Here is a 25,252-nt window from a genome sequence, read left to right as displayed (position 1 = left end):
GGATAACTCTGAGGTATCACCGAGGCAAACAGGAGGTACCGTCATGTGCGTCGCGTGCAACCACACCATCCATTCGGCCCAGCACAATTTCGGCTGGAACAAGGATTTTCCGCCGGCAATCACCGCCAGGCCCGGCGAAACGATCCTGTTCGAGTGCCTCGATTCGTCGGGCGGCCAGCTCGGCGCCGGTGCAACGCTGGAGGATCTGGCCAAGCTCGACTTCGGCAGGGTCAATCCGGTTTCCGGCCCGGTTTATGTGGAGGGCGCCGAGCCCGGCGACGCACTGAAGGTGACGATCAACAAGTTTCATCCCAGCGGCCACGGCTGGACCGCCAATATCCCCGGCTTCGGCCTGCTGGCCGATCAGTTCAAGGATCCGGCGCTGCATGTCTGGAGTTATGACACCCAATCGTTGGCGCCGGCCGCCTTCGGCCCCGGCGGCAAGGTGCCGCTGAAGCCGTTCACCGGCACGATCGGGGTTGCCCCGGCCGAAGCCGGGCTGCATTCGGTCGTTCCGCCGCGACGCGTCGGCGGCAACATGGATATTCGCGACCTGAGTGCCGGCGTCACGCTGTACCTGCCGATCGAATGCGAGGGCGCGCTGTTTTCCGTCGGCGACACCCATGCGGCACAAGGTGACGGCGAGGTCTGCGGCACTGCGATCGAGAGCCAGATGAACGTCGAGCTGACGCTCGATCTCGTCAAGGGCGCCAGCCTGAAGACGCCGCGCTTCACCACCACGGGTCCCGTCACCCGCCATCTCGACGGCGCCGGCTACGAGGTGACGACCGGCATTGGGCCCGACCTGATGACGGGTGCCCGCGAGGCGCTGATGCGGATGATCGACCTCCTGGGTGCCGAGCACGGCATGAACCCGGTCGATGCCTATATGCTCTGCTCGGTCTGCGGCGACCTGCGCATCAGCGAGATCGTCGATCAGCCGAACTGGGTGGTCAGCTTCTATTTTCCGCGGATCGTTCTGACGTGACGGCGCAATCTTCGGGAACCGCCGCTTAGCAGCATACCTTCGCGACTTGGCGGCGCGGTGCGCGAAGACTACGATCCGGCAAAACAGGAGACGACGATGTCCTTCTTTCCCGGCACCGATCCCGAGCCCGGCGACCGTTTCGCCTGCGACGCCATCGAGAACCTGATCATCCCGCGAACGAGCGACATCGGCGGCTTTGCCATGCGCCGGGCGCTGCCAAGCCGTCAGCGGCGGCTGGTCGGGCCGTTTATCTTCTTCGACCGGACGGGACCGGCGCTGATGCGGGCCGGCGAGGCGCTGGACGTCAAGCCGCATCCGCATATCGGGCTGTCGACGGTGACTTACCTCTTCGACGGCGAGATCAAGCACCGCGACAGCCTCGGCACGGAACTCGTCATCAAGCCGGGGGACATCAACCTGATGACCGCCGGGCGCGGCATCGTGCATTCGGAGCGGACGCCGGAAAACCTGCGCGGTAAGCCGCTCTCGGTGTCGGGCCTGCAGACCTGGCTGGCGCTGCCCGACGACAGGGAGGAGATCGATCCCGCCTTCTCCCATACCGGCACCGAAGCCATGCCGCTGATCGACACCGAAGGTGCTGCGGCGCGCGTGGTGATCGGCGATTTCGCGGGCCTGCGCTCGCCCGTCCCGACGCTAACCGATACGCTCTTCGTCGACCTGCGGCTTGAGCCGGGGCGCAGCTTTCCTTTTCCCGCCGCCCATGAAGAGCGCGCCGTCTATGTGCTCGAGGGGGAACTTTCGGTGGCGGGCGATGGTTTCGCTCCCAACCAACTTCTGGTTTTCAGACCGGGAGACGAGATCACACTGAAAGCCGGAGTTCAGGGCTGCCACCTGATGCTGTTCGGCGGCGCCGCGCTCAACTCCCGGCGCTACATCTGGTGGAACTTCGTCTCCTCCTCAAAGGAGCGGATCGAGAAGGCCAAGGAGGAATGGCGTACGGGCCGCTTCGAGATCGTGCCGGGGGACGAGGAAGAGTTTGTCCCTTTGCCGCAGACATGAAATCCGTTAAGGCCATTACTTGAAAAAGCCCCTTTCCTCCTCATGTTGGAGGATACACCGCATCCGGAAAGAGCAGAAAAGGCCAGACTCCGTGACACCTCTCCCCCAGACGCCGCTGCTCGACACCGTCAAGTTTCCTGCAGACCTGCGGATGATCGAGGACCGCGACCTGCCGCGGCTTGCCCGCGAGCTTCGCGACGAGATGATCGACGCCGTTTCCAAGACGGGCGGCCACCTGGGCGCCGGCCTTGGTGTGGTCGAGCTTACCATTGCCATCCACAAGGTGTTCAACACGCCGGATGACCGGCTGATCTTCGACGTCGGCCACCAGTGCTATCCGCACAAGATCTTGACCGGGCGGCGCGACCGCATCCGGACGCTGCGCCAGGAGAACGGGATTTCCGGCTTCACCCGGCGCGCCGAAAGCGAATACGACCCCTTCGGCGCGGCGCATTCCTCCACCTCGATCTCCGCCGGCCTCGGCATGGCGGTCGCCTCGGACCTCTCCGGCTCCAAGCGCAACGTGATCTCGGTGATCGGCGATGGCGCGATGTCGGCCGGCATGGCCTATGAGGCGCTGAACAATGCCGGCGCGCTGGACGCCCGGCTGATCGTCATCCTCAACGACAACGACATGTCGATCGCGCCGCCGACCGGTGCCATGAGCGCCTATCTGGCAAGGCTTGCCTCGGGCCGCACCTATATGGGCGTGCGCGAGATCGGCAAGAAGCTGACCGCCTATCTCGGCAAGGGCGTCGACCGGGCGATCACCCGGGCCGTGGAACATGCGCGCGGCTATGTAACCGGCGGGACGATGTTCGAGGAGATGGGTTTCTACCACATCGGCCCGATCGACGGGCACTCGTTCGAGCATCTGCTGCCGGTGCTGCGCAATGTGCGCGACAATGCCCGTGGCCCGGTGCTGATCCATGTCTGCACCCAGAAGGGCAAGGGCTATCCGCCGGCGGAAGCGGCCGCCGACAAATACCACGGCGTCAACAAGTTCGACGTCATCACCGGCACGCAGGCCAAGGCGAAGCCGAACGCACCGAGCTATACGAGCGTCTTCGGCGATGCCCTGGTGCAGGAGGCGCGGCTCGACGACAAGATCGTCGGCATCACCGCGGCGATGCCGAACGGCACGGGTCTCGACAAGCTGGCCGAACTCTTCCCGTCGCGCACGTTCGACGTCGGCATTGCCGAGCAGCATGCCGTGACGTTCGCGGCCGGTCTCGCCACCGAGGGCTTCAAGCCCTTCTGCGCCCTCTACTCGACCTTCCTGCAGCGCGGCTACGACCAGGTCGTCCACGACGTGGCGATCCAGGGCCTGCCGGTGCGCTTCCCCATCGACCGCGCCGGCTTCGTCGGGGCCGACGGCCCGACCCATGCTGGTTCCTTCGACACCACCTTCCTCGCTGCCCTGCCCGGCATGGTGGTCATGGCGGCCGCCGACGAGGCGGAGCTGAAGCACATGGTGCGCACGGCCGCGGCCTATGACGAAGGCCCGATCTCCTTTCGCTATCCGCGCGGCGAAGGCGTCGGCGTCGAAATGCCGGAACGCGGCCAGATCCTCGAGATCGGCAAGGGCCGCATCGTCAAGGAAGGCACCAAGGTTGCGCTCCTCTGCTTCGGCACACGGCTCAAGGACTGTCTGCTGGCTGCCGAGGATCTCGATGCGGCAGGACTTTCCACCACCGTTGCCGATGCGCGCTTTGCCAAGCCGCTCGACCACGCGATGATCCGCCAGCTCAGCAGCCACCACGAGGTGCTGGTCACCATCGAGGAAGGCGCCGTCGGCGGTTTCGGCGCGCACGTGCTGCATTTCCTCGCCGCCGAGGGCCGGCTCGACCACGGACTGAAGATCCGATCGCTGGTGCTGCCGGATGTGTGGATGGACCAGGCAAGCCCCGACGCCATGTACGCCAGGGCCGGCCTCGACCGCGCCGGCATCGTCACAACCGTCTTCAATGCTCTCGGCCAGAAACAGGTGGGCCTCGGCGCAGCCAGCTGAGGGTACGAACCTCACGCAAGCGCAGAAAAAAGGCCGGTTCGAACCGGCCTTTTCCATTTCCAGAAGAGTCCTAGAACTCCTCCCAGTTTTCCTCGTTCGGCTTGACAGCGGCCGAGCTGTTGGCGAAGGCGGCGGTCAGTTTGCCGTGCAGGGCGTTCGCGGGCGACGGTGCGGGCCGTGACTTGGGGCTGGCAGGTGCCGGAACGCGGCCGGAAACGGGTTGCACGATGGGCTTTGCCAGTGGTCTGGCGGCCTGTGCCGGTGCGGCTGGCGCCGGTGACGAAACTTTTGACGCGGCCGCGGCAAGCGACGGCTTGCTGGCGAGGGCGGCGGCTGGACGGCTTGCGCCCTGCGAGCCGAGATTGAACTGCCGCAGCAGGCTGTTCAGCGATTCCGCCTCGGTGGCGAGCGAATGGCTGGCGGCGGTCTGCTGCTCGACCATGGCGGCGTTCTGCTGGGTGCCCTGGTCCATGGCGTTGACGGCGACGTTGATTTCCTGAAGTCCCGTCGACTGCTCGCGGGTGGAGACGACGATCGCCTTGATGTGCTCGTTGATCTCCTGCACTTCGCCGACGATTGCCTCGAGCGCCCTACCCGTTTCTCCGACGAGAGCAACGCCCGAATCCACCTGATCGGAAGAGGTGGTGATCAGCGCCTTGATCTCCTTGGCGGCGTTGGCGGAGCGCTGGGCGAGTTCGCGCACTTCCTGAGCGACGACGGCAAATCCCTTGCCGGCTTCGCCCGCACGGGCTGCTTCGACACCCGCATTCAGCGCCAGCAGGTTCGTCTGGAAGGCGATGTCGTCGATGACGCTGATGATGTTGATGATCTCGCCGGAGGACTTGGAAATCTGTTCCATGGCGGTGACGGCACGGCGCACGACGACGCCCGACTGCTCGGCGCCGGCGCGGGCGCGCTCGACGCGCTGCCCGACGTCTTCTGCGCGCTTGGCGGCGTCCTTGACCGTGGTGGTGACTTCTTCCAGTGCCGCAGCGGTCTCTTCGACCGAGGCTGCCTGCTGTTCGGTCCGGTGGGCGAGATTGTCGGCTGCGACACGGATCTCCTCGGCGCCGGCATTGATGGCGGCGGCATTGGCGCCGACCGACTGGAGGGCAGCCTGCAGCTTGCCGACCGCTTCATTGAAATCGGTGCGCAGGCGATCGAGGCTGCCTGCAAAAGGCGCGTCGATGCGATGGGCGACATCGCCGTTCGACAGGCTGGACAGTCCTCTCGCCAGCGAATCGATTGCGAACTCGAGTTCGCCTGCTTCGCGGGCCTTCAATTCGTCATTGCTCATGCGCTCGCGCTCGGCGGCGGAACGGGCGGCATCGCTGTCGCGCTCCAGGCGCAGCTTCTCGATGGCGGCATCCTTGAAGACTGCGACGGCCTGCGCCATGCGGCCCAGTTCGTCACCGCGGTCGAGTGCCGGAACCGGAATGTCGTGGTTGCCGCCCGCCAGCTGAGACATGGCATTGGTCATGCCGACGATCGGCGTGACGATGGCGCGCGACAGGGCCCAGACGAGACCGGTGGCGATGATACCCGCCACGCCGCCGCCGATTATGAGTGCCAGCATGACGTTCCACTGGGCGTTTTCCTGTTCGGCCTGCAACGAGAGAGCTTGGGCAGTAATCTCCTGCTTGATCCTGATGGCGGCTTCGCGGAATGCGTCGAGCTGGCCTGTCGACTGCGTGCGACCGATCTCGATGATCTCGGAGATCGGAGCCTCGGTGGTCTTGCGGGCGGCAAGCTGCGGCTGGCTGAGCTGGTTGTGGAAGACATCTGCCGCCGTACGCATTTCGTCGAGAGACGCGATGACTGCCGCGTCACCAGCGGCTTCCCGCTTGGCCTCTTCGAGATCGGCGATCATCTTGTCGCGCTGTGCAAACACCTCGTTGTAGGTGCTGTCGCTGCGGAAGAGGAGGTAGCCGCGCTGGCTGACGGCCTGCTCGAGCAGGCTTTCCAGCGCATTGTCCACATGGCGAAGAATGGTCTGTGCCTTCGTCTGCTCCACGGAGGCCCGTGTCGACTGAACTACCTGCCAGAAGACCCCGGCAGACGCCAGAAGGCAGACTGACATCACGGCAGCAAACGTGCCGATGAGCTTTTTATTCAGGGAGAGGTTTCGAAGGGTCATGTTTTCCGCCGATGAACAGTCTGGGATGAAACTGAAGACCCGAAATGATTTCGGACGGACGTTGAGCCGCGGCGCAGACACAGGGCGCTGGAGTGAAGGAATCCCATTCCTCTTAAAATTCGATTGAGAAATGAGCGGTGAAAATTACTTCCGCCTGCAGGATCGGCAGTTCTTGTACGCAAAGTCCTTGCGTATCGGGGAAAAGCGACCCATTGAGACATCATGTCACTCACATCATCTTCCCAACGCCTCGATCAACTGCTCGTGGCCCTCGGTCTTTTCGCCAGCCGGTCGCGGGCCCGCGATGCGGTCATGCGCGGCACCGTCCGCGTGAACGGCCAGACCGTCACCAAGCCTTCGCAGGCTTTCCCCGACGACGTCTCCGTGGAGATCGAAGACCCGGCGCAGCAATATGTGTCGCGGGCGGCCTTGAAGCTTGCCGCGGCACTGGAGCATTTCCAGATCGCCGTCGCCGACAGGACCTGCCTCGACATCGGCGCCTCGACCGGAGGCTTCACGGAAGTCCTGCTGCAGGGCGATGCCGAGCATGTCATCGCCGTCGATGTCGGACACGGACAGATGCATCCGCGCATCGCGGAGGATCCGCGCGTCACCTGTCTCGAAGGCGTCAACGCCCGTGCCCTTGAACTCGACGATCTGGAGGGGCGGGAGATTTCGCTCGTCGTCTCGGACGTCTCCTTCATTTCCATCAAGCTGGCGCTGCCGCCGGCGCTGGAATTTGCCGAACCGGGCGCCCTCTGCGTGCTTCTCGTGAAGCCGCAGTTCGAGGCGGGCCGCGAGAACATCGCGAAATCCGGCCTTCTCAAGCAGCCCGAGACCGCCCCTGCGGTTGCCGCCGAACTGGAGCGCTGGCTGGTGGAGGACATGGGCTGGACAAGCCTCGGGATGATCCCCGCCCCGATTGCCGGCGGTGACGGCAACCAGGAATTCCTGCTCGCCGGGCAGAAGCCATGAGCACCGAGACCGTCACCATCAGCCGGCTCGGCACCCAGGGCCACGGCATTGCGCATGGACCGGAGGGGCCGATCTATGTGCCCTATGCGCTGCCGGGCGAGACCGTCGCGATTGCCCGCAACGGCAGCCAGGGCACGATCATGTCCATCGCAGCGGTGTCCAGCGATCGCGTCGAGCCGCCCTGCCGCCACTTCGACCCGGACGGCGATGCCTGCGGCGGCTGCTCGCTGCAGCATCTTGCCGACGCACCGTACCATGCCTTCAAGCGCGACCTCGTCATCGAAGCCCTGCGCGCCAAGGGGCTGACGCCGGACGTGGCGCCGCTGGTACCCTGTCGTCCGGGACAGCGTCGCCGGGTGGTGTTTTCCGTGAGGAAGACCGAGACCGGTGCGCTGGTCGGCTTCAACAGGGCCGAGACCAACCACATCTTCGCCGTCGTGGAATGTCCCATCTCCTCGCCGGGGATCGTCGGCAAGCTCGGCGCGATCCGCTCGGTTGCCAGTTCGATCGCCAGTGGTGTCGAGACCTTCCGGCTTGCCGTCACGGAGACGATCTCCGGGCTCGATCTGGCGGCCGAGGGCGTCAAGCCGCTCGGCGACAAGCAGCGCCGGCGCATCATCGAAACGGTGCTGCTCGCCAAGGGCGTCGCCCGCGTCACCGTGAACGGCGAAATTCTGGTGGAGCCGCAGAAACCGCTGGTGGATTTCGGCGGCGCGCTGGTCTCGTTGCCGCCTGGCAGCTTCCTGCAGGCGACCCGGGAGGCCGAGGACGCCATGGCGGCGCTCATCCTGGCTCACTTCGGCAAGACCAAGCGGGCGCTCGATCTGTTTGCGGGTTCCGGAACATTTTCGCTCCGCCTTGGCCGGATTGCCCGGGTGCATGCCGTGGAAGGCGAAGAGAAGCCGCTGAAGGCGCTGGACCATGCGGCGCGCAACACCCAGGGGCTGAAGCCGATCAGCATCGAACGGCGCGACCTCTACCGCCGGCCGCTGACCCCGCAGGAGATCAAGCCCTTCGACGCCGTGATCTTCGACCCGCCGCGTGCCGGTGCGGAAGTGCAGGTTAGGGAACTGGCGCGGTCCGGCGTCAAGAAGATCGCTGCCGTCAGCTGCAATCCGCTGACGCTCGCGCGGGATCTGAGCATCCTCGTGGAGGCCGGATACAGCATCCGCTCGGTGACGCCCGTCGACCAGTTTCTCTGGTCGACACACGTCGAGGCGGTCGCGCTGCTCGAGCGCTAGATAATCGACCTCCGTCCGAAGAGAACAACCGCGCAGTCACCTTGGGTTGAGTCGCCGGTTGGTTGTAAGCCCACGCCCCTAATGCAATCATAGAGATTATTCGCAGCAAGGGATAATCAGAGGCTGCATCAGCAAAGTGGGGGACTGTCATGACTGACATTGCCATGCATGGCCATGGCGTCCGCGGCATGAAACGCGGAACGCTTCATTCTTTCAACGGGATCGGCGATCCCGGAAAATTCGGGATCATGTTTCCCGGCCTCGTTCCGCTTCATGCCGACGACAACGCGCTGTTCGAATTGGCGGAGGCGATGCGGGACGGCGGTAAGCCGCGAGACAATCCGGATTCCGAGGGCGACAACAGGAACATCCCGGCGGGATATACCTATCTCGGCCAGTTCATCGACCACGACATCACGCTGGACACGACACCGCTCGACCAGCAGAAGGCCGATCCAAAGGCCACGGACAATTTTCGCACGCCGGCGCTGGATCTCGATTCTCTCTATGGCGACGGACCGGGCATACACCCCTATCTTTATCAGCGCGACGCGTCGAGCTTCGCCATCATTCCGAAGATGCTGATCGGTCACACGGCGGAATCGCCCGACCAGAAGGGAGTTGTCATTCGATCCCTGCCGAACGACCTGCCGCGCAACCAGGTCGGCCACGCACTGATCTTCGACGAGCGCAACGACGAGAACCTTCTGGTGGCGCAGACGCATCTGCTGATGCTGAAGTTCCACAATGCGGTGGTGGACTGGCTGCAGAGCAATGGCTCGCCCCTCCAGGGTGGTGCCCTTTTTGCCGAGGCCCGTCGTATCGTCACCTGGCACTACCAGTGGATCGTGCTGTTCGACTTCGTGGAGCGGCTGACGGAGCCGGGGCTGATCAACAAGATCAAGGCCCACGGCCGCAGGTTCTACCGGTTCAAGCTGCGCCCCTACATGCCATCGGAGTTTGCCGCTGCCTGCTACCGGCTGGGCCATTCGATGGTGCGGGAAACCTACAGCCACAACAGGGTCTTCGGCCCCGAGCAAGGCACGATCACCAACGGAACCTTGGGCCTTCTCTTCTTCTTTACGGGAAAGTCCGGCAAGATTGTCGGTGAGCTGGCACCGCGACCGCCCGAGTTCCCGCCCTCACCGCAGGCGCAGTTGCCCTCCAACTGGGCCATCGACTGGCGGCGCTTCTTCGATATCGACGGCGAAGGCGGCCCCGACTTCACCTTCAACTTCTCGCGCAAGCTCGACCCGTTCATCGCCCCGTCCCTTCATGAGTTGCCCGGCCTTCGCGACGATCCGACGGAGCAGCAAAGGCGCGAGGCAAACCTGGCGTTCCGCAACCTGCGGCGCGGCGTGCAGATCGGGCTGCCGTCGGGACAAGCGATCTGTCGGGCCATGGGCATCGAGCCGATGACGCCGGATGAAATCGCGACAGGGCCGGACGGTGCGGTTGCCAGGAAGCACGGGCTGCACGAGGCGACGCCGCTCTGGTACTATGTGCTGAAGGAAGCGGAGCACTACCACGAGGGTGCACGGCTGGGGCCAATGGCCTCCACGATCGTGGCGGAGACCTTCCTTGGCATGGTTCATGGCGACCACGAGTCATTCCTGTGGCAGCGCTCCAACTGGAGGCCCGAGCTTCCCGGTGCGACCGACGGCCACTTTACCATGGCCGACCTGATCCGCTTCGTCGGCGACATCAACCCCGTGGGGCTGTAAGCGACGACGGCTGATCGCAACGGGTGCCGAGGTCGCGTCAGCTCTTGCGGGTCATGAAGGCCTCGAAGGCGGCGCGGGCCTCGGCGCTTCGCAGTTGCGCCGTGAAGTGGACGAGTTCCTCATCCATGCGGGCGAGCACGTCGTCGCCATTGCCGCGGATGAGGGTGCGGGCAATCTTCAGTGCATGCGGCGGCTTGGCGGCAAGGTTTGCCGCCAGTGCCAGCGTCTGCGCCTCCACCTCCGCAGGTGCCACGACCTTCCAGACGATGCCGGCCTCGCGGGCCTGCTCGGCGGAAAACCCCTCGCCAGCGACGAGCATGGCAAAGGCGCGCTGGTGGCCCATGATGCGCGGCGCCAAGAGGCTGGAGGCGGCTTCCGGGACGAGCGCCAGATCCACGAAGGGGGTGCGGAACAGGCTGCGGTCGGAGGCGATGGTCATGTCGCAGTGGAGGTTCAGCGTCGTGCCGATGCCGATCGCCAGGCCGTCGACGCCGGAGACCATCGGCTTGTCGCAGGTGGCCAGCGCCTGCAGGAAAACGGCGGCCGCCGGGCGCCCTTCGCCGCTCATGGCAAAGGCGAGGAAATCCTTCATGTCGTTGCCGGCCGAAAAGCAGCCGTCGGTGCCGAGGAAGGCCACGGCGCGGACGGCAGGATGGTTGTTTGCCTCGTGCAGTGCCGCCGTCATACGGTCATACATGGCGGTGGTGATGGCGTTCTTCTTGTCGGGCCGGTTGAGCCGGATCACCATCACGCCCGGTTGGGCTTGCGGATGCTCGACGAGGACATGGGTCTCGGTCATTGCTTGTCTCCTCAGGCCAGGACGATGCGGGCGGCGGCGATGCTTTCGGCGCCTTCGACCACCTGCCGCTTCAGGGCCGCCGTTTCCGGCAGCAGGTTTTCCGCGGCAAAGCGGCAGAGCGCCATGCGCCGACCGGTCTTGCCGTCGTCCACCTTCGCCAATGCGCCCTTGGCGAGATAGGCGCCGGTGAGGACCAATCCAAAGAGGCGCTGATACGGCGTGGCGCCGGCCAGTGCCTCGGCCACCTGCCCTTGGGCCTGCGCCTTCAGCAGCCACTGGGTCGCGGCTTCCAGTTCGTCGATCGAGGCCTTCAGCCGCTCCGCGGTTTCACCGAAGCCGGCGTCCGCGGCGGTGGCGACACGGTCGGCAATCGTCCGCAATTCACCGATAAAGCCGGCGACCTGCGCACCGCCCGACAGCGGCAGCTTGCGGGCGACCAGATCGATCGCCTGAATGCCGTTGGTGCCTTCGTAGATCGGCGCGATGCGGGCATCGCGAAGAAGGCGGGCAGCCCCGGTTTCCTCGATGAAGCCCATGCCGCCATGAACCTGAATGCCGAGCGAGGCCACGTCGACGCCGGCATCGGTGGCGAACGACTTGGCGATCGGCGTCAGGAGTGCGGCCCGTTCTGTCCAAGTCCGCGCCTCGTCGCCCTCGGTGCGGTGGGCCATGTCGATGGCGTGGGCGCAGGCGTAGCAGATGGCGCGCGAGCCTTGCGTCAGCGCCGTCATGGTCAGCAGCATGCGGGCAACATCGGGATGCTCGATGATCGGGCTCATGCCCGTGCCCGTCCAGCCGGGGGCCTTGCCCTGGGTGCGCTCACGGGCAAAGGCGACAGCCTTCTGCGTGGCGGCTTCGGCGATCGCGACGCCCTGCATGCCGACCGCGAGGCGGGCGTTGTTCATCATCGTGAACATGCAGGCGAGGCCCTTGTTCTCCTCGCCGATCAGCCAGCCGATGGCACCCTTTTCGTCGCCGAACTTGCCGTCGCCATAGATCATCGTGCAGGTCGGCGAGCCGTGGATGCCGAGCTTGTGTTCGAGGGAGTGACAGAAGACGTCGTTGCGGGCACCGATGGCGCCATCCTCTTCGACGAGGAACTTCGGGACCAGGAAGAGCGAGATGCCGCGGGTGCCGGCCGGCGCATCGGGAAGCCGGGCCAGCACGAGGTGAATGATGTTGTCGGCGGCGTCGTGCTCGCCCCAGGTGATGTAGATCTTCTGGCCGAAGATGCGGTAGCTGCCGTCTTCGCTGCGCTCGGCGCGGGTCTTCAGGACGCCGAGATCGGAGCCCGCATGCGGCTCGGTCAGGTTCATGGTGCCTGTCCATTCGCCCGAGACCAGCTTCTCGAGGTATCTCGACTTCAGTTCGTCGCTGCCGTGCTTGTCCAGCGCCTCGATGGCGCCCGTGGTCAGCGTCGGGGCGAGCGCGAAGGCCATGGAAGAGGAATTCCACATCTCGAGCGCGGCGACGTTCAGCATGTGCGGCAGGCCCTGGCCGCCATAGGCTTCCGGACCGGTCAGGCCATTCCAGCCGCCTTCGCGCCAGGACCGATACAGATCGGCCCAGCCGTCCGGCGTGGTGACGACGCCGTCCTGCAGGCGGGCACCCTGCCGGTCGCCGATCGCTCCCAGCGGCGCCATCTCGTTGGTGGCAAAGCGGCCGGCCTCGTCCAGGATCGCCTCGACCAGATCCGAGCCCAGATCGCCCAACTTTCCGGCCGCGATGGCATCGGCAAGTCCCGCGACATGGTTCAGCGTAAAGGCGATATCTTCGACGGGGGCTTTGTACATGCTTCGATCCTCCTCATGACCCGCTGAGACACGACAGATCGGATCCAGCGACGTTGCTGCATTTTACGTAAACGTCACTTCGCTTGTCAATTGCTCCTGCCCTGCCCTTGCGCCAGTAGGCACGCAAAAGCCCGACCGGTGCAAGACCGGACGGGCTTTGAAGGCACTCCTTCAGGAGCGATCAGTAGTAGGGCGAGAGGCAGGTCTGCCGCGGGCCGTGGTAAGGCTGGAAGGTGTTGGAGTAGCTGTCGTAAGACCGGTAGCGCGCTTCGCACCACCGGTAGTGCTGCGGATTGATGCCGGTGGTGCGGTAGACGGGAGCCGGCTCGACGTAGCGCGGCTGGGCAGCAATCGCGCCGCCGATCAGCGCGCCGGCACCGAAGGCGGCGAGCGGGAACCAGTAGCCGTCATGATACCGATAACCGTCGCGGTGGCCGCGATAACCGCGATGCCCGTGGTAGTATCCGCGACGATGATCGCGGTGACGCACCTGGGTAACGTCGGATTTGATGTCGATGCTGGCGGTGGGGGCTGCGATGACCGGCATGGCTTGCGCCGGAACGAGGGCACCGGCCATGACCGTTGCGGAGAGTGCGGCAACCGCGACCTTCCTGAACAGGTTTATCATTGTTGTCTCCATTCAAGTTGACTGTCTGCGCTCCTGCCGACCGGGCATATCTCTTGCCGCAGGGTCGTCTCTGGATCGCAACCACCCTAGGATTTCCAAGCTGAACCGGCGATTAACGCGGATGTCGGCAGGAAGCTCCGACGACGAAGAAGAGGCCGCCCGGGAACCGGACGGCCTGCTGAGGATCTTGCTGCACTGATCAGGAGTAGGGCGAGTTGCACTGGCTGCGCGGGCCCTGATAGGGCTGGTAGCTGTTATCGGAAGCCCGGTAAGAGCGGTATCGGCTCTCACACCACTGGTAATGCCGGGGGCTCAGGGCGCGGCTCGGACGTGCCTGGACGGCGCCGCCCCCGATAATCGCACCGGCGGAGAAGGCCGCCAGCGGAAACCAGAAACCATTGTAATAGCGATAGCCGCTCCGGCGCTCGCGGTAGCCTCGATGGCCCCTGTAGTAACCCGCCCGTTCATCGCGGCGGAAGTCTCTGCGATAATCGCGACGGCGGTCGCGGCGATCCCAGCGATGGTCCCTGCGGTCGCGGTACTGGACGTCGGTCACGAGGTTCTGTGCTACCGGCGCGGATACAGTCGGCAGCGGCATGGCGTTGACGGGGACATAGCTGGTGACGGCGACGGCCAGGGCCGCGGCTATTGTCGTGATGCGGGAGCTGAGCAGGCGCATGAGGGCTTCCTCTCGTTTCTTATTTGTCTGTCGGACAAAACGACCGGCGCACCTGATGGTTCCGGCAACGAAGGCCGGCGTGAGGCCTCATGGTGCTGCAGAGATACCACGCATTAATAATGTCGAGCTAAAGTGCCGGCTGGAACCAACCATGGATGAGGGCTTCAGGTGCCGACGAGCGGAAAGCTGCGCTACTACGCGACGACGCCCACGGACAGCCGTTGGACGACAAGCGTAGCGCCACACTCCGAATTCCTGCGGACCGGCAAGATCGCCCGTCCGGCGCCGCCAGCCCGGCCTTCGGAAAGACGTTATCTCACCCCTCAGGAGGTGGCCGAGCGGACCGATCAGATCCTTTCCGCGGCCGGACTGACCACCCATGTTCGCCTCAACTCGTTCCATCAGGCGATCCAGTTTCCGAAGGTGATCTTTTCCCGGGTATTTGAGGACATTCCGCATCTCGGCTACTGTCATGTGACGACCGCAAGCACCTCCTTCGATGCGCGCGCGCGGGTCAACTGGTCCTTCTACATCGCGAACTTCGCGTCCGACATCAGCGAAACCTACCCTTTCTTCGAACATATCCGCAGCAGCACCGGCCGCATGTATTTCGCCGTCGCCTTCGAGAAGGCGCCGGGCGATACCTTCCGCATCGATCGCTCCCTCCGCAAGAACGGGCTGCTGTTTCGCACCGGCGACCCGCAGCAAGCGATGAAGAACGTGCTGATGCTGGGAGCGCCGAACGCCGCCGTACGCGCCGAGGTGAAAAAGCTCTAGAGCCGTTTGACCGGATTGCCGGCCACCGCCATTCCCGCTAGGACGGCAGTCATGACGGCAAAGATCATCCACATCAGCGACGGGTTCGAAGAGGCGATCGAGGCCGCGCGCGCAGTCCTGGCGAAGGGGTTGCCGATTGCGATCCCCACCGAGACGGTCTACGGGCTGGCGGCCGATGCGACCGACCCGCTGGCCATAGCCCGGATATACGAGACGAAGGGCCGGCCGCAGTTCAATCCGCTGATCTGCCACATGTGCGATCTGGCCATGGCCGAACGTTATGCCATCTTCGACCCGGTCTCGCGGCATCTGGCGGAGACGTTCTGGCCAGGGCCCCTCACCCTGATCCTGCCGCTCAAGGCCGACGGCGGCATCCACGCGCTGGCAACGGCGGGCCTCGACAGCGTGGGCCTGCGAGTGCCGCAGGGTTTTGCCGCCTCCCTGATCGAGGCTTTCGGGAAGCCGCTCGCCGCGCCGAGCGCCAATACCTCCGGTAGGATCAGCCCGACGAGCGCGCAGCACGTTGCAGACGATCTGGGCGACAGGATCGAGCTGATCATCGACGCGGGCGCTGCCCCAGTCGGCGTGGAATCGACGATCGTGCGCGTCGAGGGCGAGGCGATCCGCCTGCTGCGCCCGGGGGGCATTTCGGCAGAACAGCTAGAGGCGGCATCGGGACTGGCGATCCTGCGGCCGTCCTCGCCGTCCGCGACGATCGAAGCGCCCGGCATGCTTGCCTCCCACTACGCCCCAGATGCATCCGTACGGCTGAATGCCCAGGAGATGAGGCCGGGAGAAGCATTGGTTTCCTTCGGCGACGGCCACATATCCGGCGAGAATGACGCCGCCGTCGTCTTGAACCTCAGCCATGGCGGCGACCTTCGCGAGGCGGCGGCCAACCTGTTCGATTACCTGAAGAAGGCCGACGCCGCGACCAAGGTCGGCATTGCGGTGGTGCCCATCCCTGAGCAGGGGCTGGGCGAGGCCATCAACGACCGGCTGAGCCGCGCCGCGGCGCCTCGGCCATGACGGAGACAGCAGGAATGACCATTCACGACGTGCCATCGGATCTTCTGCAGCAGTTCGCAGCCATCGTCGGCGAGACGAATGCCTTGCGCGACCAGGCGGATATCGCGCCCCGGCTGGTGGAAAACCGCGGCCTCTACCGCGGCGTCTCGCCCATGGTGCTGAAGCCGGGCAGCACGCAGGAGGTCTCGGCGATCCTGAAGCTTGCCGCCGAAACCCGTACCGCCATCGTGCCGCAGACAGGCAACACCGGCCTCGTCGGCGGACAGGTGCCGAGCACTGCCGGCACGGAGCTGATCGTCTCGCTGGAGCGGATGAACCGCATCCTGGACGTCGATCCCGTCGCCAATGTGCTGGTGGCCGAGGGCGGGGCGATCCTGGCGGACGTCCAGAAGGCGGCGGAAAATGTCGGGCGGCTGTTTCCGCTGTCGCTCGGGTCCGAGGGCTCCTGCCGGATCGGCGGAAACCTCGCCACCAATGCCGGCGGCACGGCGGTGCTCGCTTACGGCAACATGCGACAGCTCTGCCTGGGACTGGAGGTGGTGCTGCCCACCGGCGAGATCTGGGACGGGCTGCGGCGTCTGAAGAAGGACAATACCGGCTACGACCTGCGCGACCTGTTCATCGGCGCGGAGGGAACGCTGGGGATCATCACCGGCGCTGTGCTGAAGCTCTTCCCGCAGCCGGTCGGCCATCAGGTCGCCTTTGCCGGCCTCTCCTCCCCGGAAGATGCTTTGCGTCTTTTCGAGAAGGCCTCGAACCTCTGCGGCACGGCACTGACCGGCTTCGAGCTGATGCCGCGCATCGGCGTCGAATTCACCACGCGCCATATCGATGGCGTGCGCGATCCGCTGTCGGAGCCTTATCCCTGGTATGCGCTGATCGACATCTCGACCTCTGATTCCGCCGAGACCGCGGAGACCATGGTTCAGGCGCTGCTGGAACTGGGCCTGGAAACGGGCCTCGTCCGCGACGCGGTGATCGCCTCCTCGGTCGCGCAACAGAAGGCGCTCTGGCACATGCGCGAGAGCATGTCGGACGCGCAGAAGCCCGAGGGCGGCTCCATCAAGCACGACGTCTCGGTGCCGGTCTCCAGCATTCCCGCCTTCATGGCAGCGGCCGAAAAGGGCGTGTTGGCGGCGATGCCGGGCGCCCGGATTTGCGCCTTCGGCCATCTCGGCGACGGCAACATCCACTACAACATCTCGCAGCCCGTGGGCGCCGACAAGCAGGCCTTCCTGGAGCGCTGGCGCGAGATCAACGACATCGTCCACGGCATCGTCCTGTCGATGAACGGCTCGATTTCGGCCGAACACGGCATCGGCCAGCTGAAGCGCGACGAGCTGGCGCGCATCCGTCCGGCCATCGAGATCGACCTGATGCGCCGCATCAAGCGCACCTTCGACCCCGCCAACATCATGAACCCGGGAAAGGTGATCTCGGTCGACGGGGACCAGGCGTAACGGGAACTGCGCTCTCGTCAGCGGTACCGGGACATCGACAGAAGCATGTCGGCGGTGATGCCGAGCGAGCCTGAGCCGGTCAGGATGTTCACCGCCGAAGATCCTGTGTCGCCATTTTCCAGGTCATAGAGGACGGTGAACCGCTGAATGATCTTCTGCAGCTTTGTCGGGTCCTTCAGATCCTGAAGATCCAAGTTCCGCTCGACCAGCTTCGCCTGCTGATCGACGTCCATGTTGCCCATTTCCGCCGGCAGGCTGAACGTGATCCGGAAGAACTCCAGCAGCGCCTCGTCGCCCACGATTTCATAGGCATCGGTGATCTGAGCCGACATTCTCTCGAAGTAAAGGGCGAGGCGGACGCCAGCGTTTTCTTCCCCCTGCTCTGTCTCCAGCGTCTGGCGCAGATAGAGGTTCTGCGTTTCCAGCGTCTGACCCGCATTCTGTACTGAAGCGGAGGCGTTTCGGTCGAGATTGCCGGCGCTGTCGAAGTTGAACGTCCCGACAAGTTCGGCAAAGCGCCTGTCGGTCAACTGATTGGCGAAGCTTTCGGGATCGCTGAGGTCGGAAGAAAAGACCTGCTTGATAAAGTCATCGGTGACTGTGGTCGCGTCGATCCCCTTGGCCAGAAGGACGAAGTCCACAAGCCGACGGTCTGACAACAATTCGTCGCGAGTTTTGATGCCGGCCATCGTGCTGGTGTAATAGCTCGCTTCACCGTCGGCTTTTTCGCGTGCTGCCTCTTTCTCGGCTCCCTTGAGGAAGCGGGTCTGCTCAACGATGTATTCTTTCGCCGTCCCCTGGATGGTTGCCGTGGACTGGGCCTGTACGGGAGCCGTTATAGACCCGTCCCTGGTGAAATTGAACGCTTGAGCAAGCGTCAGATAGCGATCGTCTTTCAACCGGTAGACGTAGCTCTTCGGATCCGAGAGATCGCTCTTGAGCACGTTCTTAAGCGTCAGCATGGACACTTCCTGGGCATCGAGCCCCACAGCTTTCAGCGCAAAGCCGTATATTGCGTCGTCCGAGAGGAAATCATCGATCGACTTAACTGCCGCCATCTCCGACTTGTAGAGTTTGACGGCCTTCTCGTCCGCCTCCTCCTGCTTGTCGTCGTATCGGCTGAAATAGTTGTTCGAGGTTACCAGGGTCTGCGTTGCCGTCTGCGCGACGCTTCCGTTCAAGGTGCCGTCGGTCTTAAAATTGAACGCCTCCGCAAGCTCGACATACTGCGGCCGCTCCTTGGCATAGACGTTGACGTAGCTATCGGGATCGGAGAGATCACTCGTCAGAATCTGCTCCAATGTCGATTTGACTACAAACAGCTCATCCAGATTGAAAGCCTTGCGGACAAAGTTGTAGAGGCGTTGGTCGCCAAGCAGTTCGCCAACCGTTTTGATCGAGCCGATCTTCTCCTCAAAATACTCATTCTCGCGAAGAGCCGAAGCCTGGGTCTGCCGGGGGCGGCTGAGGAGATACAGGTCAGTCACCGCCGTCAGCTGAGCTCCGGTCTGAGCGCTGCCCTTGGTTGCCGTTCCATCCGCCGCAAATTCGAACGCGCCGGCCAGATCGATATGCCCCTGCGTCGAGGCAATAGCCTTCTCATAGGCCTTGATCTCTGCCCGTAGCGCAGCTTTCTTGTCGACATGCTCCGTAGCCTTGCTGCCCAAAGAAGTTAGCTCGGCCTTTGTGGTGGCGAGCTTCCCCTCCAGCGAGGTCAACTGGTCCTTCAGGATCGTGTTCGAATAGCTGGCAGGGTCGTTGTGATCACTTGTCAGCGCCGCCTTGACGGTCTGGTACGAATAGACAGCTTCGTCGATGCCGAAGCTGTCGAAGACATAGCGGCGCAGCCGGTCGTTCGACAGAATGTCGTTGACGTTGTCGACCTGCGCCAACATGACCTTGTAATACCGCGTCTCCTCGGCGGTGGCGTCCGCCGTGTCCACGATGCTCTGATCGTAGAGATCCAGCATCTCGTCCTGCTGTGCCGCCGATTGAGCGATCGCAGCCGTGCCAGTGCCGGAAAAATTGAACGCAGCGGCGAAGTCGCGGTAGCGGTCGTCCGCGACGCGGCTGGCAAAGCTGCTTTCGTCGTTGAGGTCACTCTCCAGAACCTGCTTCATGAAGGCCTTGGCGTAGGTCATCTCCTCAAGGCCATGGGCCTTCATCGCGTAGGAGAAGAGCCGGTAGTCGTCCATGAACTCATCGATCGTCGTCACCTTGCCGATGTTGTCGGCAAAATACTGCGCCTCTCGCGAAACCTGTCCATCAGAAGCCACGCGCTGCAATGTCTTGAACATGTCGCGGTTGACGAGGTCGTAGCTGAGGTAGGTCGAGACCATGGAACTGAGACTCCGCTCATAGTGATGCCGTGACCATCATCACAGCACATCCTTGCCCGTGGCTTTAGCCGCAATCGTGGGAGTGTCCCGTTCACGGTCTAGAAACCGAGACGGGTTGGGTTTCGATAACCATCGCCCGAGGCAAAGCTTCCTTAACCGCGATTTTTAAGCCGTCGGGTACGGGCGACCCCGTATGGTCCCTGCATCAGAGGACATAAGTCCCGCAGAGAAACCGGAAACGGCTCTCGAGGTAAAACAAGGGTTGCATACACGATGACAAACACGGTTCTGAAGCCTGCCTGGGCAGGTTCCACACTCAGGTTAGACCCATCGCGCTTTCCACAGCAGGTCGCCTACGCACAGCGCGGGACATCGGAAGATGTCGTCGTCACCATTGACGAACGCGGCGCGGTGTTGCGCAAGATCCTGCCCACAAGCGGCCTGCCACTGTCCTTCGCCCTGCCCGCCCGCGCCTTCAAGGGCGTTGCCGCCCGCGCCATCGACCATGGGGACGGGGAAGTGACGGTCACCCTGGAATTGCATCACGACGATCCGGATCTCTGCATCCCGCTGCTCGTCGCCCATGATCTCTGCGATATCGCAGCCGATTGGCGCAGTTGGTCGGAGGCGTTCCGCATCCCGATGCTGATGGTCGAGGCGGACGGCATCGCGCATCCGCTGGAAAACCATCTCGGCGATCTGCGCGCCCAGGCCGCCAAGCCGCGCCGTCGCCACTCCTATTTTGCCAACCGCCGCCCGCGCTTCCTGGTCCGTCGCACGACTGGCCAGCTGGGCGTGACGATGAAGATCGAGGGCAAAGAGATCATCGCGCGAGACTGAGAGATCCACCGCCGCCGCGCGTTGATGCTGGAACCCGGCCACAGGCCGGGTTTCTGCGTTTCAGGCAAAGGGTAGAGACAGAACGAGACCGGCAAAGATTACCGCGCCCACCCAATTGTTGGACTTGAACAGCGACAGGCACTGATCCGCGTCGTCGATGTCGAGCGACACGATCTGCCAGGCAAACATGAGCGCGGCAAGGATCAGTCCTAGATAGGCCACAAGGCCGACACCGGCACCTGCATAGGCAATCAGCAGCAGCAGCAGCGTCACCCCGTAGAGGCCGACCAGCCAGGCCTTGGTGTTCTCGCCAAACAGGCGAGCGGTGGAACGGACCCCGACCAGCGCATCGTCCTCCTTATCCTGGTGGGCGTAGATCGTGTCGTAGCCGATCGTCCAGGCGACAGCGCCAAGATAGAGCCAGACCGGCGCGAAGGACAGGCTGCCGAACATGCCGGCCCAGCCCATCAGACCACCCCAGGAGAAGGCAAGGCCGAGGAAGAACTGCGGCCAATCCGTAAACCGCTTGGCGAACGGGTAAATCGCGACGATGGCCAGTGACAGGATCCCGAGAAGAATCGCAAAACCGTTGAACTGAATCAGCACAAGCAGACCGACCAGCGCCTGCGTGACCAGAAATACCTTCGCTTCAAAGCGGGTCACTCGGCCCGACGGCAACGGCCGCGAGCGGGTGCGCGCAACCTCGTTGTCTATTTTCTGGTCAACGAGGTCATTGTAGGTACAGCCGGCCCCGCGCATGGCAACCGAGCCGGCAAAGAACAGAAACAGGTGAAAGACAAAGAGGCCGACAGAGAGGCTGCCGAGTTCCGCCGCCCGGTTGGCTGCCAGCGCCGAGGACCAGAAGCAGGGCCACATCAGCAGCTGCCAACCAATTGGACGGTCCCAGCGGGCCAGTTGAGCGTAGGGCCAGGCGGACCGAGGCAAGACCCGGTACACCCAGTTGTTCGATGGCGCGTCATGGACGCGGCCGTTCAGATCGTCCGCCTTTGTCATATCATGGTCCTAGCTGGCTTGAAGACCGACGGTCAAGCCGGGCGACCTGGGGGTCAGAACGTCACCGGCTCCAGCGGAGCGCGCGTCGCCTCGAATTGCCTCAGCCTTTCCTCCCGTTGCGCAATATAATCGCGGTTGTCCGGCAAGCTCATGCGCTTCTTGACGATCTGCATCTGGAAGATGAAGAAGTTCTCGTGGGTGAAGGCCATCTCGGAGGCCGCCAGGTAGAATTCCCACATCCGTACGAACCGTTCATCGTAGAGCGCCGCCGCCTCTTGCCTGCGGGCCATGAAGCGCTCGCGCCAGTGCCGCAGCGTGTGGGCATAGTGCATCGGCAGGATCTCGATGTCGCCGATGAGCAGTCCCGCCTTCTCGACAGCCGGCATGACCTCCGCCAGCGAGGGGATGTAACCGCCGGGGAAGATGTATTTTTCGATGAAGGGGCTGTTGAAGCGCATCGGAGAGGGCTGCCCGATCGAGTGAAGAACCATGACGCCGTCGTCGTCGAGCATCTCGTCGACCTTCCGAAAGAAGCGTCCGTAGTTCTGGATGCCGACGTGTTCGAACATGCCGACGGAGACCAGGCGGTCGAACTTTTCCCTGTGCAGGTAGTAGTAGTCCTGAAGCTCGAAGCGGACCCGGTCTGCGAGACCCCGCTTCAACGCCCGATCCCGCGAGACGCGCAACTGCTCCTGGCTCAGCGTGATGCCGGTCACGTCGACACCGGAGGATTCCGCCAGGTACATGGCCATCCCGCCCCAGCCCGAACCGATCTCGAGCACCCGCTGACCAGGTTCGGCCATGAGCTTGGCGGCAATGTGCCGCTTCTTTGCCTGTTGCGCCTCATAGAGGCTGATGCCGGGTGGATTGTAGTAGGCGCAGGAATACTGCCAGTCTTCGTCGAGGAAGAGGTCGAAGAGCTTGGCGCTCAGGTCATAGTGATGAGCGACGTTGCGCTGGTTGCGGTTGACGGGGACCGCGCGACGCACCTTCGCCTCGGCGACCCTGTAGAGGCCGCGCCAGATCATTCCCTGCGTCAGGGCCTCGCTCAGCGTGTTGTCCTTTACGAGAGCGAGCAGGTCGTAGATGTCGCCTTCTTCGAAGACCAGCCGTCCGTCCATGTAGACTTCGGGAAGCTTCAACTGCGGATCGGCTGCGATCTCCTCCTCGGCTTTCGCATCGGTGAAGCGCATGGAGACGTTGCGCCCCCCGCCGTTGCCAAAGGTCTGCGCGCCGACGGGGCCACTGACCGAGAGGCTGCCTTTTTTGATGATCTTGGCGAGAAGTCGACGCAGGGACGAGGTCATATTACCTCCTAACGAAGTCTATCTGGCTGATTTGGAAGAACTGCAGGCTGGAGTGAATTGCAAACTGAGTCTCTGACACAAAAATGGCATAAAAAAAGGCGCCGTCCAACAGGTTGAACGGCGCCCAATTTTGCAGAGCGTAAGAACCGCCTCAGCGACGCTTCATCGCCTCGGCCAGGGCTGCTGCCATGGCGTTCGGCGCGGAGGATCCCTTCGGCTCCGCCTGCATCTGCCTGGGATTGACCCTTGGAGCGCCACGGTCCGCGCCGCGCGGCGCCGGCGCTGCCTCGCCGCCGTCCTTGCGCATGGACAGCGCGATCCGCTTGCGCTTTGCATCCACCTCAACCACCCGCACCTTCACGACGTCGCCGGCCTTGACCACCTCATGCGGGTCCTTGACGAAGCGGTCGGCAAGCTGGGAGACGTGGACCAGCCCGTCCTGGTGGACGCCGATATCGACGAAGGCACCGAAGGCGGCAACATTGGTCACCGTGCCTTCCAGCAGCATGCCGGGCTTCAGGTCGCTGATCTCGTCGATCCCTTCCGCGAAGGTCGCCGTCTTGAAGCTCGGGCGCGGATCGCGGCCGGGCTTTTCCAGTTCGGCGAGAATGTCCTTCACCGTCGGCAGACCGAACTGCTCATCGATGAACTGGCGCGGATCGAGCGCCTTCAGCGCCGTGCTGTCCCCCATGACCGAGCGAAGATCGCGGCCGCAGGCGGCGACGATCTTCTTGGCGACCCCATAGGCTTCCGGGTGAACCGCCGAGGCATCGAGAGGCTCCTTGCCGTTCGGGATGCGCAGGAAGCCGGCGGCTTGTTCGAAGGTGCGGTTGCCGAGGCGGGCGACCTTCAGCAGCTCCTTTCGGCTCTGGAAGGGGCCGTTCTGGTCGCGGTGCAGGACGATCGCATCGGCGATCGAGCGGCTGAGGCCGGACACGCGGGCCAGAAGCGGGCCGGACGCCGTGTTGAGGTCGACGCCGACGGCGTTCACCGCGTCCTCGACCACCGCATCCAGCGAGCGCGACAGCTTTCCCTGGTCGACGTCGTGCTGGTACTGGCCGACGCCGATCGACTTCGGCTCGATCTTCACCAGTTCGGCCAGCGGATCCTGCAGGCGGCGGGCGATGGAAACGGCGCCGCGCAGCGTGACGTCGAGACCGGGGAATTCGGCGGCCGCCGCTTCCGATGCGGAATAGATGGAAGCACCGGCTTCCGAGACGATCACCTTCGTCGGCTTCCTGCCCGAGGAGGAGGCCGGCAGGGTGGCGAGCATGTCGGCGACCAGTTTTTCGGTCTCGCGGCTGCCGGTGCCGTTGCCGATGGCGATCAGGTCGACATTGTGCTTGCGCACGAGACCGGCCAGCTCCGCCTGGGTGCCGCGGATGTCGTTGCGCGGCGGGAAGGGATAGACCGTCGTGGTTTCCAGGAGCTTGCCGGTGCCATCGACGATCGCGACCTTGACGCCGGTGCGGATGCCCGGATCGAGCCCCATGGTCGGGCGCGAGCCGGCGGGGGCGGCCAAGAGCAGGTCTTTCAGATTGCGGGCGAAGACGTGGATCGCCTCCTCCTCGGCGCGCTCGCGCAGTTCGCGCATCAGGTCGAGCGACAGCGAGGTGGAAAGCTTGACGCGCCAGGTCCAGCCGGCGGCCTCCATCAGCCAGAGGTCGGCAGGCCCCTTGGTGCCGATCTGGAAGGTAGCGGCGATGATCCGGTGGGTTGGCTTGATCGGTGACGGATCGTCCTGGTCCACCTCGATCGACAGCGTCAGGAACTCTTCGTTCCAGCCGCGCAGCATGGCCAGCGCCCGGTGGCCGGGGGCGGTCGCCCAGCGTTCGGAGTGATCGAAATAGTCGGAGAACTTGGCGCCCGCCTCCTGCTTGCCGTCGACCACCTTCGCCTTCAGCATGGCGCCGCTGCGCATGTGCTGGCGCAGACGTTTCAGCAGGTCGGCATTTTCGGAGATGGCTTCGGCGACGATATCACGCGCACCTTCGAGCGCCATCTTCACGTCGGTCACCTCGCCTGCCACATAGGCTGCGGCAAGCCTCACGGGATCGGCGGTGCGGTCAGCCCAGATGGCGTCGGCGAGCGGCTGCAGGCCGCGTTCGCGGGCGATCTCGGCGCGCGTGCGGCGCTTGGTCTTGTAGGGGAGATAGAGATCCTCAAGCTCGGCCTTGGTGGCGGCACCGGCAAGCTTGCGGGCCAGCTCGTCCGTCATCTTGCCCTGGGTGTTGATGGAATCGACGATCGAGGACCGCCGTGCTTCCAGTTCGCGCAGGTAGACCAGCCGTTCGGAGAGATTGCGCAGTTGCGTGTCGTCGAGGCCGCCGGTGACTTCCTTGCGGTAGCGGGCGATGAAGGGAACGGTGGCGCCTTCGTCGATCAGCCCGATCGCAGCGGCGGCCTGTTCGGGTCGGGCGTTGATCTCCGCAGCGATTGCGGCGGCAAGGAAACGGATATCGGCGGCCATGGCAGTCTCTCGGTTCTACGG

Annotated in this window: 19 protein-coding genes; 10 read left to right on the top strand and 9 right to left on the bottom strand. The window is 64.0% G+C overall.

Annotated features, from left to right (window positions below):
* Positions 1-43 precede the first annotated feature (43 nt).
* The 3 genes from M1E10_RS12175 (at position 44) to dxs (ending at position 4,019) form a co-directional block, all read left to right on the top strand.
* Positions 44-988 (top strand): acetamidase/formamidase family protein, encoded by a 945-nt coding sequence (locus M1E10_RS12175; RefSeq protein ID WP_499176672.1) that lies wholly within the window; start codon positions 44-46, stop codon positions 986-988.
* 96 nt (positions 989-1,084) lie between these two features.
* A complete protein-coding gene (locus tag M1E10_RS12170) occupies positions 1,085-2,008 on the top strand; it encodes a pirin family protein (protein ID WP_499176670.1) in 924 nt (307 codons plus the stop codon).
* Between the two features lie 91 nt (positions 2,009-2,099).
* Positions 2,100-4,019 carry a 1-deoxy-D-xylulose-5-phosphate synthase gene (gene dxs / locus M1E10_RS12165; RefSeq protein ID WP_499176668.1) on the top strand — a complete coding sequence of 640 codons (1,920 nt, stop codon included), beginning with the start codon at positions 2,100-2,102 and terminating at the stop codon, positions 4,017-4,019.
* Positions 4,020-4,089: 70 nt separating this feature from the next.
* Here the strand turns inward: dxs and M1E10_RS12160 are convergent, their stop codons facing one another.
* Positions 4,090-6,156, bottom strand: a complete 2,067-nt coding sequence (locus M1E10_RS12160) for a methyl-accepting chemotaxis protein (protein WP_499176665.1) — start codon at positions 6,154-6,156, stop codon at positions 4,090-4,092.
* A gap of 222 nt (positions 6,157-6,378) precedes the next feature.
* On the opposite strand from M1E10_RS12160, the gene M1E10_RS12155 reads away from it, so the two are divergent.
* The 3 genes from M1E10_RS12155 (at position 6,379) to M1E10_RS12145 (ending at position 10,096) form a co-directional block, all read left to right on the top strand.
* Positions 6,379-7,131 (top strand): TlyA family RNA methyltransferase, encoded by a 753-nt coding sequence (locus M1E10_RS12155; protein ID WP_499176664.1) that lies wholly within the window; start codon positions 6,379-6,381, stop codon positions 7,129-7,131.
* Positions 7,128-8,372, top strand: coding sequence for a class I SAM-dependent RNA methyltransferase (locus M1E10_RS12150; RefSeq protein ID WP_499176662.1), 1,245 nt, complete (start codon positions 7,128-7,130; stop codon positions 8,370-8,372). The genes M1E10_RS12155 and M1E10_RS12150 overlap by 4 nt, the downstream gene beginning before the upstream one ends.
* Before the next feature lie 149 nt (positions 8,373-8,521).
* Positions 8,522-10,096 (top strand): peroxidase family protein, encoded by a 1,575-nt coding sequence (locus M1E10_RS12145; RefSeq protein ID WP_499176660.1) that lies wholly within the window; start codon positions 8,522-8,524, stop codon positions 10,094-10,096.
* 37 nt (positions 10,097-10,133) lie between these two features.
* On the opposite strand, the gene M1E10_RS12140 is transcribed toward M1E10_RS12145, so the two are convergent.
* The 4 genes from M1E10_RS12140 to M1E10_RS12125 all read right to left on the bottom strand — a co-directional run bounded on the left by M1E10_RS12140 (position 10,134) and on the right by M1E10_RS12125 (position 13,995).
* A complete protein-coding gene (locus tag M1E10_RS12140) occupies positions 10,134-10,895 on the bottom strand; it encodes a Clp protease/crotonase-like domain-containing protein (RefSeq protein WP_499176658.1) in 762 nt (253 codons plus the stop codon).
* An 11-nt stretch (positions 10,896-10,906) separates the two neighbouring features.
* Complete coding sequence (locus M1E10_RS12135) at positions 10,907-12,688, bottom strand: acyl-CoA dehydrogenase family protein (protein ID WP_499176656.1); 1,782 nt, start codon at positions 12,686-12,688, stop codon at positions 10,907-10,909.
* A 181-nt stretch (positions 12,689-12,869) separates the two neighbouring features.
* The gene (locus M1E10_RS12130; protein ID WP_499176654.1) at positions 12,870-13,316 is read right to left on the bottom strand and encodes a BA14K family protein; all 447 of its coding nucleotides are present in this window, start codon (positions 13,314-13,316) and stop codon (positions 12,870-12,872) included.
* Positions 13,317-13,515: 199 nt separating this feature from the next.
* The gene (locus M1E10_RS12125) at positions 13,516-13,995 is read right to left on the bottom strand and encodes a BA14K family protein (RefSeq protein ID WP_499176652.1); all 480 of its coding nucleotides are present in this window, start codon (positions 13,993-13,995) and stop codon (positions 13,516-13,518) included.
* 168 nt (positions 13,996-14,163) lie between these two features.
* Here M1E10_RS12125 and M1E10_RS12120 point away from each other — a divergent pair, with 168 nt between their 5' ends.
* From M1E10_RS12120 to M1E10_RS12110, 3 genes are read left to right on the top strand one after another with little or no spacing between them, the layout of a single operon-like run.
* Complete coding sequence (locus M1E10_RS12120) at positions 14,164-14,772, top strand: DUF6656 family protein (protein WP_499176650.1); 609 nt, start codon at positions 14,164-14,166, stop codon at positions 14,770-14,772.
* A gap of 51 nt (positions 14,773-14,823) precedes the next feature.
* Positions 14,824-15,801 carry an L-threonylcarbamoyladenylate synthase gene (locus M1E10_RS12115; protein ID WP_499176648.1) on the top strand — a complete coding sequence of 326 codons (978 nt, stop codon included), beginning with the start codon at positions 14,824-14,826 and terminating at the stop codon, positions 15,799-15,801.
* Positions 15,802-15,815: 14 nt separating this feature from the next.
* On the top strand, positions 15,816-17,261 hold the full coding sequence (locus M1E10_RS12110) for an FAD-binding oxidoreductase (RefSeq protein ID WP_499176646.1): 1,446 nt from the start codon (positions 15,816-15,818) through the stop codon (positions 17,259-17,261).
* A gap of 17 nt (positions 17,262-17,278) precedes the next feature.
* Here the strand turns inward: M1E10_RS12110 and M1E10_RS12105 are convergent, their stop codons facing one another.
* Entirely contained in the window at positions 17,279-19,600 is a 2,322-nt protein-coding gene (locus M1E10_RS12105) for a DUF1217 domain-containing protein (protein WP_499176644.1), read from the bottom strand.
* Between the two features lie 273 nt (positions 19,601-19,873).
* Here M1E10_RS12105 and M1E10_RS12100 point away from each other — a divergent pair, with 273 nt between their 5' ends.
* Positions 19,874-20,440, top strand: a complete 567-nt coding sequence (locus M1E10_RS12100) for a DUF6101 family protein (RefSeq protein WP_499176642.1) — start codon at positions 19,874-19,876, stop codon at positions 20,438-20,440.
* Between the two features lie 60 nt (positions 20,441-20,500).
* Here the strand turns inward: M1E10_RS12100 and ubiA are convergent, their stop codons facing one another.
* From ubiA to M1E10_RS12085, 3 genes are all read right to left on the bottom strand, one after another.
* Complete coding sequence (gene ubiA, locus M1E10_RS12095) at positions 20,501-21,454, bottom strand: 4-hydroxybenzoate octaprenyltransferase (protein WP_499176640.1); 954 nt, start codon at positions 21,452-21,454, stop codon at positions 20,501-20,503.
* Positions 21,455-21,507: 53 nt separating this feature from the next.
* Entirely contained in the window at positions 21,508-22,761 is a 1,254-nt protein-coding gene (locus M1E10_RS12090; protein ID WP_499176638.1) for a cyclopropane fatty acid synthase, read from the bottom strand.
* A 151-nt stretch (positions 22,762-22,912) separates the two neighbouring features.
* Positions 22,913-25,231 carry a Tex family protein gene (locus tag M1E10_RS12085; protein WP_499176636.1) on the bottom strand — a complete coding sequence of 773 codons (2,319 nt, stop codon included), beginning with the start codon at positions 25,229-25,231 and terminating at the stop codon, positions 22,913-22,915.
* Positions 25,232-25,252 lie beyond the last annotated feature (21 nt).

The organism is Rhizobium sp. PK7-22, from assembly GCF_056530405.1.
Note: the sequence above shows the minus strand (reverse complement) of the source record. Positions and strands in the feature narration are given on the sequence as shown.

Excerpts from the sequence above, each read along its gene's own strand:
- M1E10_RS12175 (WP_499176672.1), top strand. The coding sequence starts at position 44 with ATGTGCGTCGCGTGCAACCACACCATCCATTCGGCCCAGCACAATTTC.
- M1E10_RS12170 (WP_499176670.1), top strand. The coding sequence starts at position 1,085 with ATGTCCTTCTTTCCCGGCACCGATCCCGAGCCCGGCGACCGTTTCGCC.
- M1E10_RS12160 (WP_499176665.1), bottom strand. The coding sequence starts at position 6,156 with ATGACCCTTCGAAACCTCTCCCTGAATAAAAAGCTCATCGGCACGTTT.
- M1E10_RS12155 (WP_499176664.1), top strand. The coding sequence starts at position 6,379 with ATGTCACTCACATCATCTTCCCAACGCCTCGATCAACTGCTCGTGGCC.
- M1E10_RS12150 (WP_499176662.1), top strand. The coding sequence starts at position 7,128 with ATGAGCACCGAGACCGTCACCATCAGCCGGCTCGGCACCCAGGGCCAC.
- M1E10_RS12145 (WP_499176660.1), top strand. The coding sequence starts at position 8,522 with ATGACTGACATTGCCATGCATGGCCATGGCGTCCGCGGCATGAAACGC.
- M1E10_RS12140 (WP_499176658.1), bottom strand. The coding sequence starts at position 10,895 with ATGACCGAGACCCATGTCCTCGTCGAGCATCCGCAAGCCCAACCGGGC.
- M1E10_RS12135 (WP_499176656.1), bottom strand. The coding sequence starts at position 12,688 with ATGTACAAAGCCCCCGTCGAAGATATCGCCTTTACGCTGAACCATGTC.
- M1E10_RS12130 (WP_499176654.1), bottom strand. The coding sequence starts at position 13,316 with ATGATAAACCTGTTCAGGAAGGTCGCGGTTGCCGCACTCTCCGCAACG.
- M1E10_RS12125 (WP_499176652.1), bottom strand. The coding sequence starts at position 13,995 with ATGCGCCTGCTCAGCTCCCGCATCACGACAATAGCCGCGGCCCTGGCC.
- M1E10_RS12115 (WP_499176648.1), top strand. The coding sequence starts at position 14,824 with ATGACGGCAAAGATCATCCACATCAGCGACGGGTTCGAAGAGGCGATC.
- M1E10_RS12110 (WP_499176646.1), top strand. The coding sequence starts at position 15,816 with ATGACCATTCACGACGTGCCATCGGATCTTCTGCAGCAGTTCGCAGCC.
- M1E10_RS12105 (WP_499176644.1), bottom strand. The coding sequence starts at position 19,600 with ATGGTCTCGACCTACCTCAGCTACGACCTCGTCAACCGCGACATGTTC.
- M1E10_RS12100 (WP_499176642.1), top strand. The coding sequence starts at position 19,874 with ATGACAAACACGGTTCTGAAGCCTGCCTGGGCAGGTTCCACACTCAGG.
- ubiA (WP_499176640.1), bottom strand. The coding sequence starts at position 21,454 with ATGACAAAGGCGGACGATCTGAACGGCCGCGTCCATGACGCGCCATCG.
- M1E10_RS12090 (WP_499176638.1), bottom strand. The coding sequence starts at position 22,761 with ATGACCTCGTCCCTGCGTCGACTTCTCGCCAAGATCATCAAAAAAGGC.
- M1E10_RS12085 (WP_499176636.1), bottom strand. The coding sequence starts at position 25,231 with ATGGCCGCCGATATCCGTTTCCTTGCCGCCGCAATCGCTGCGGAGATC.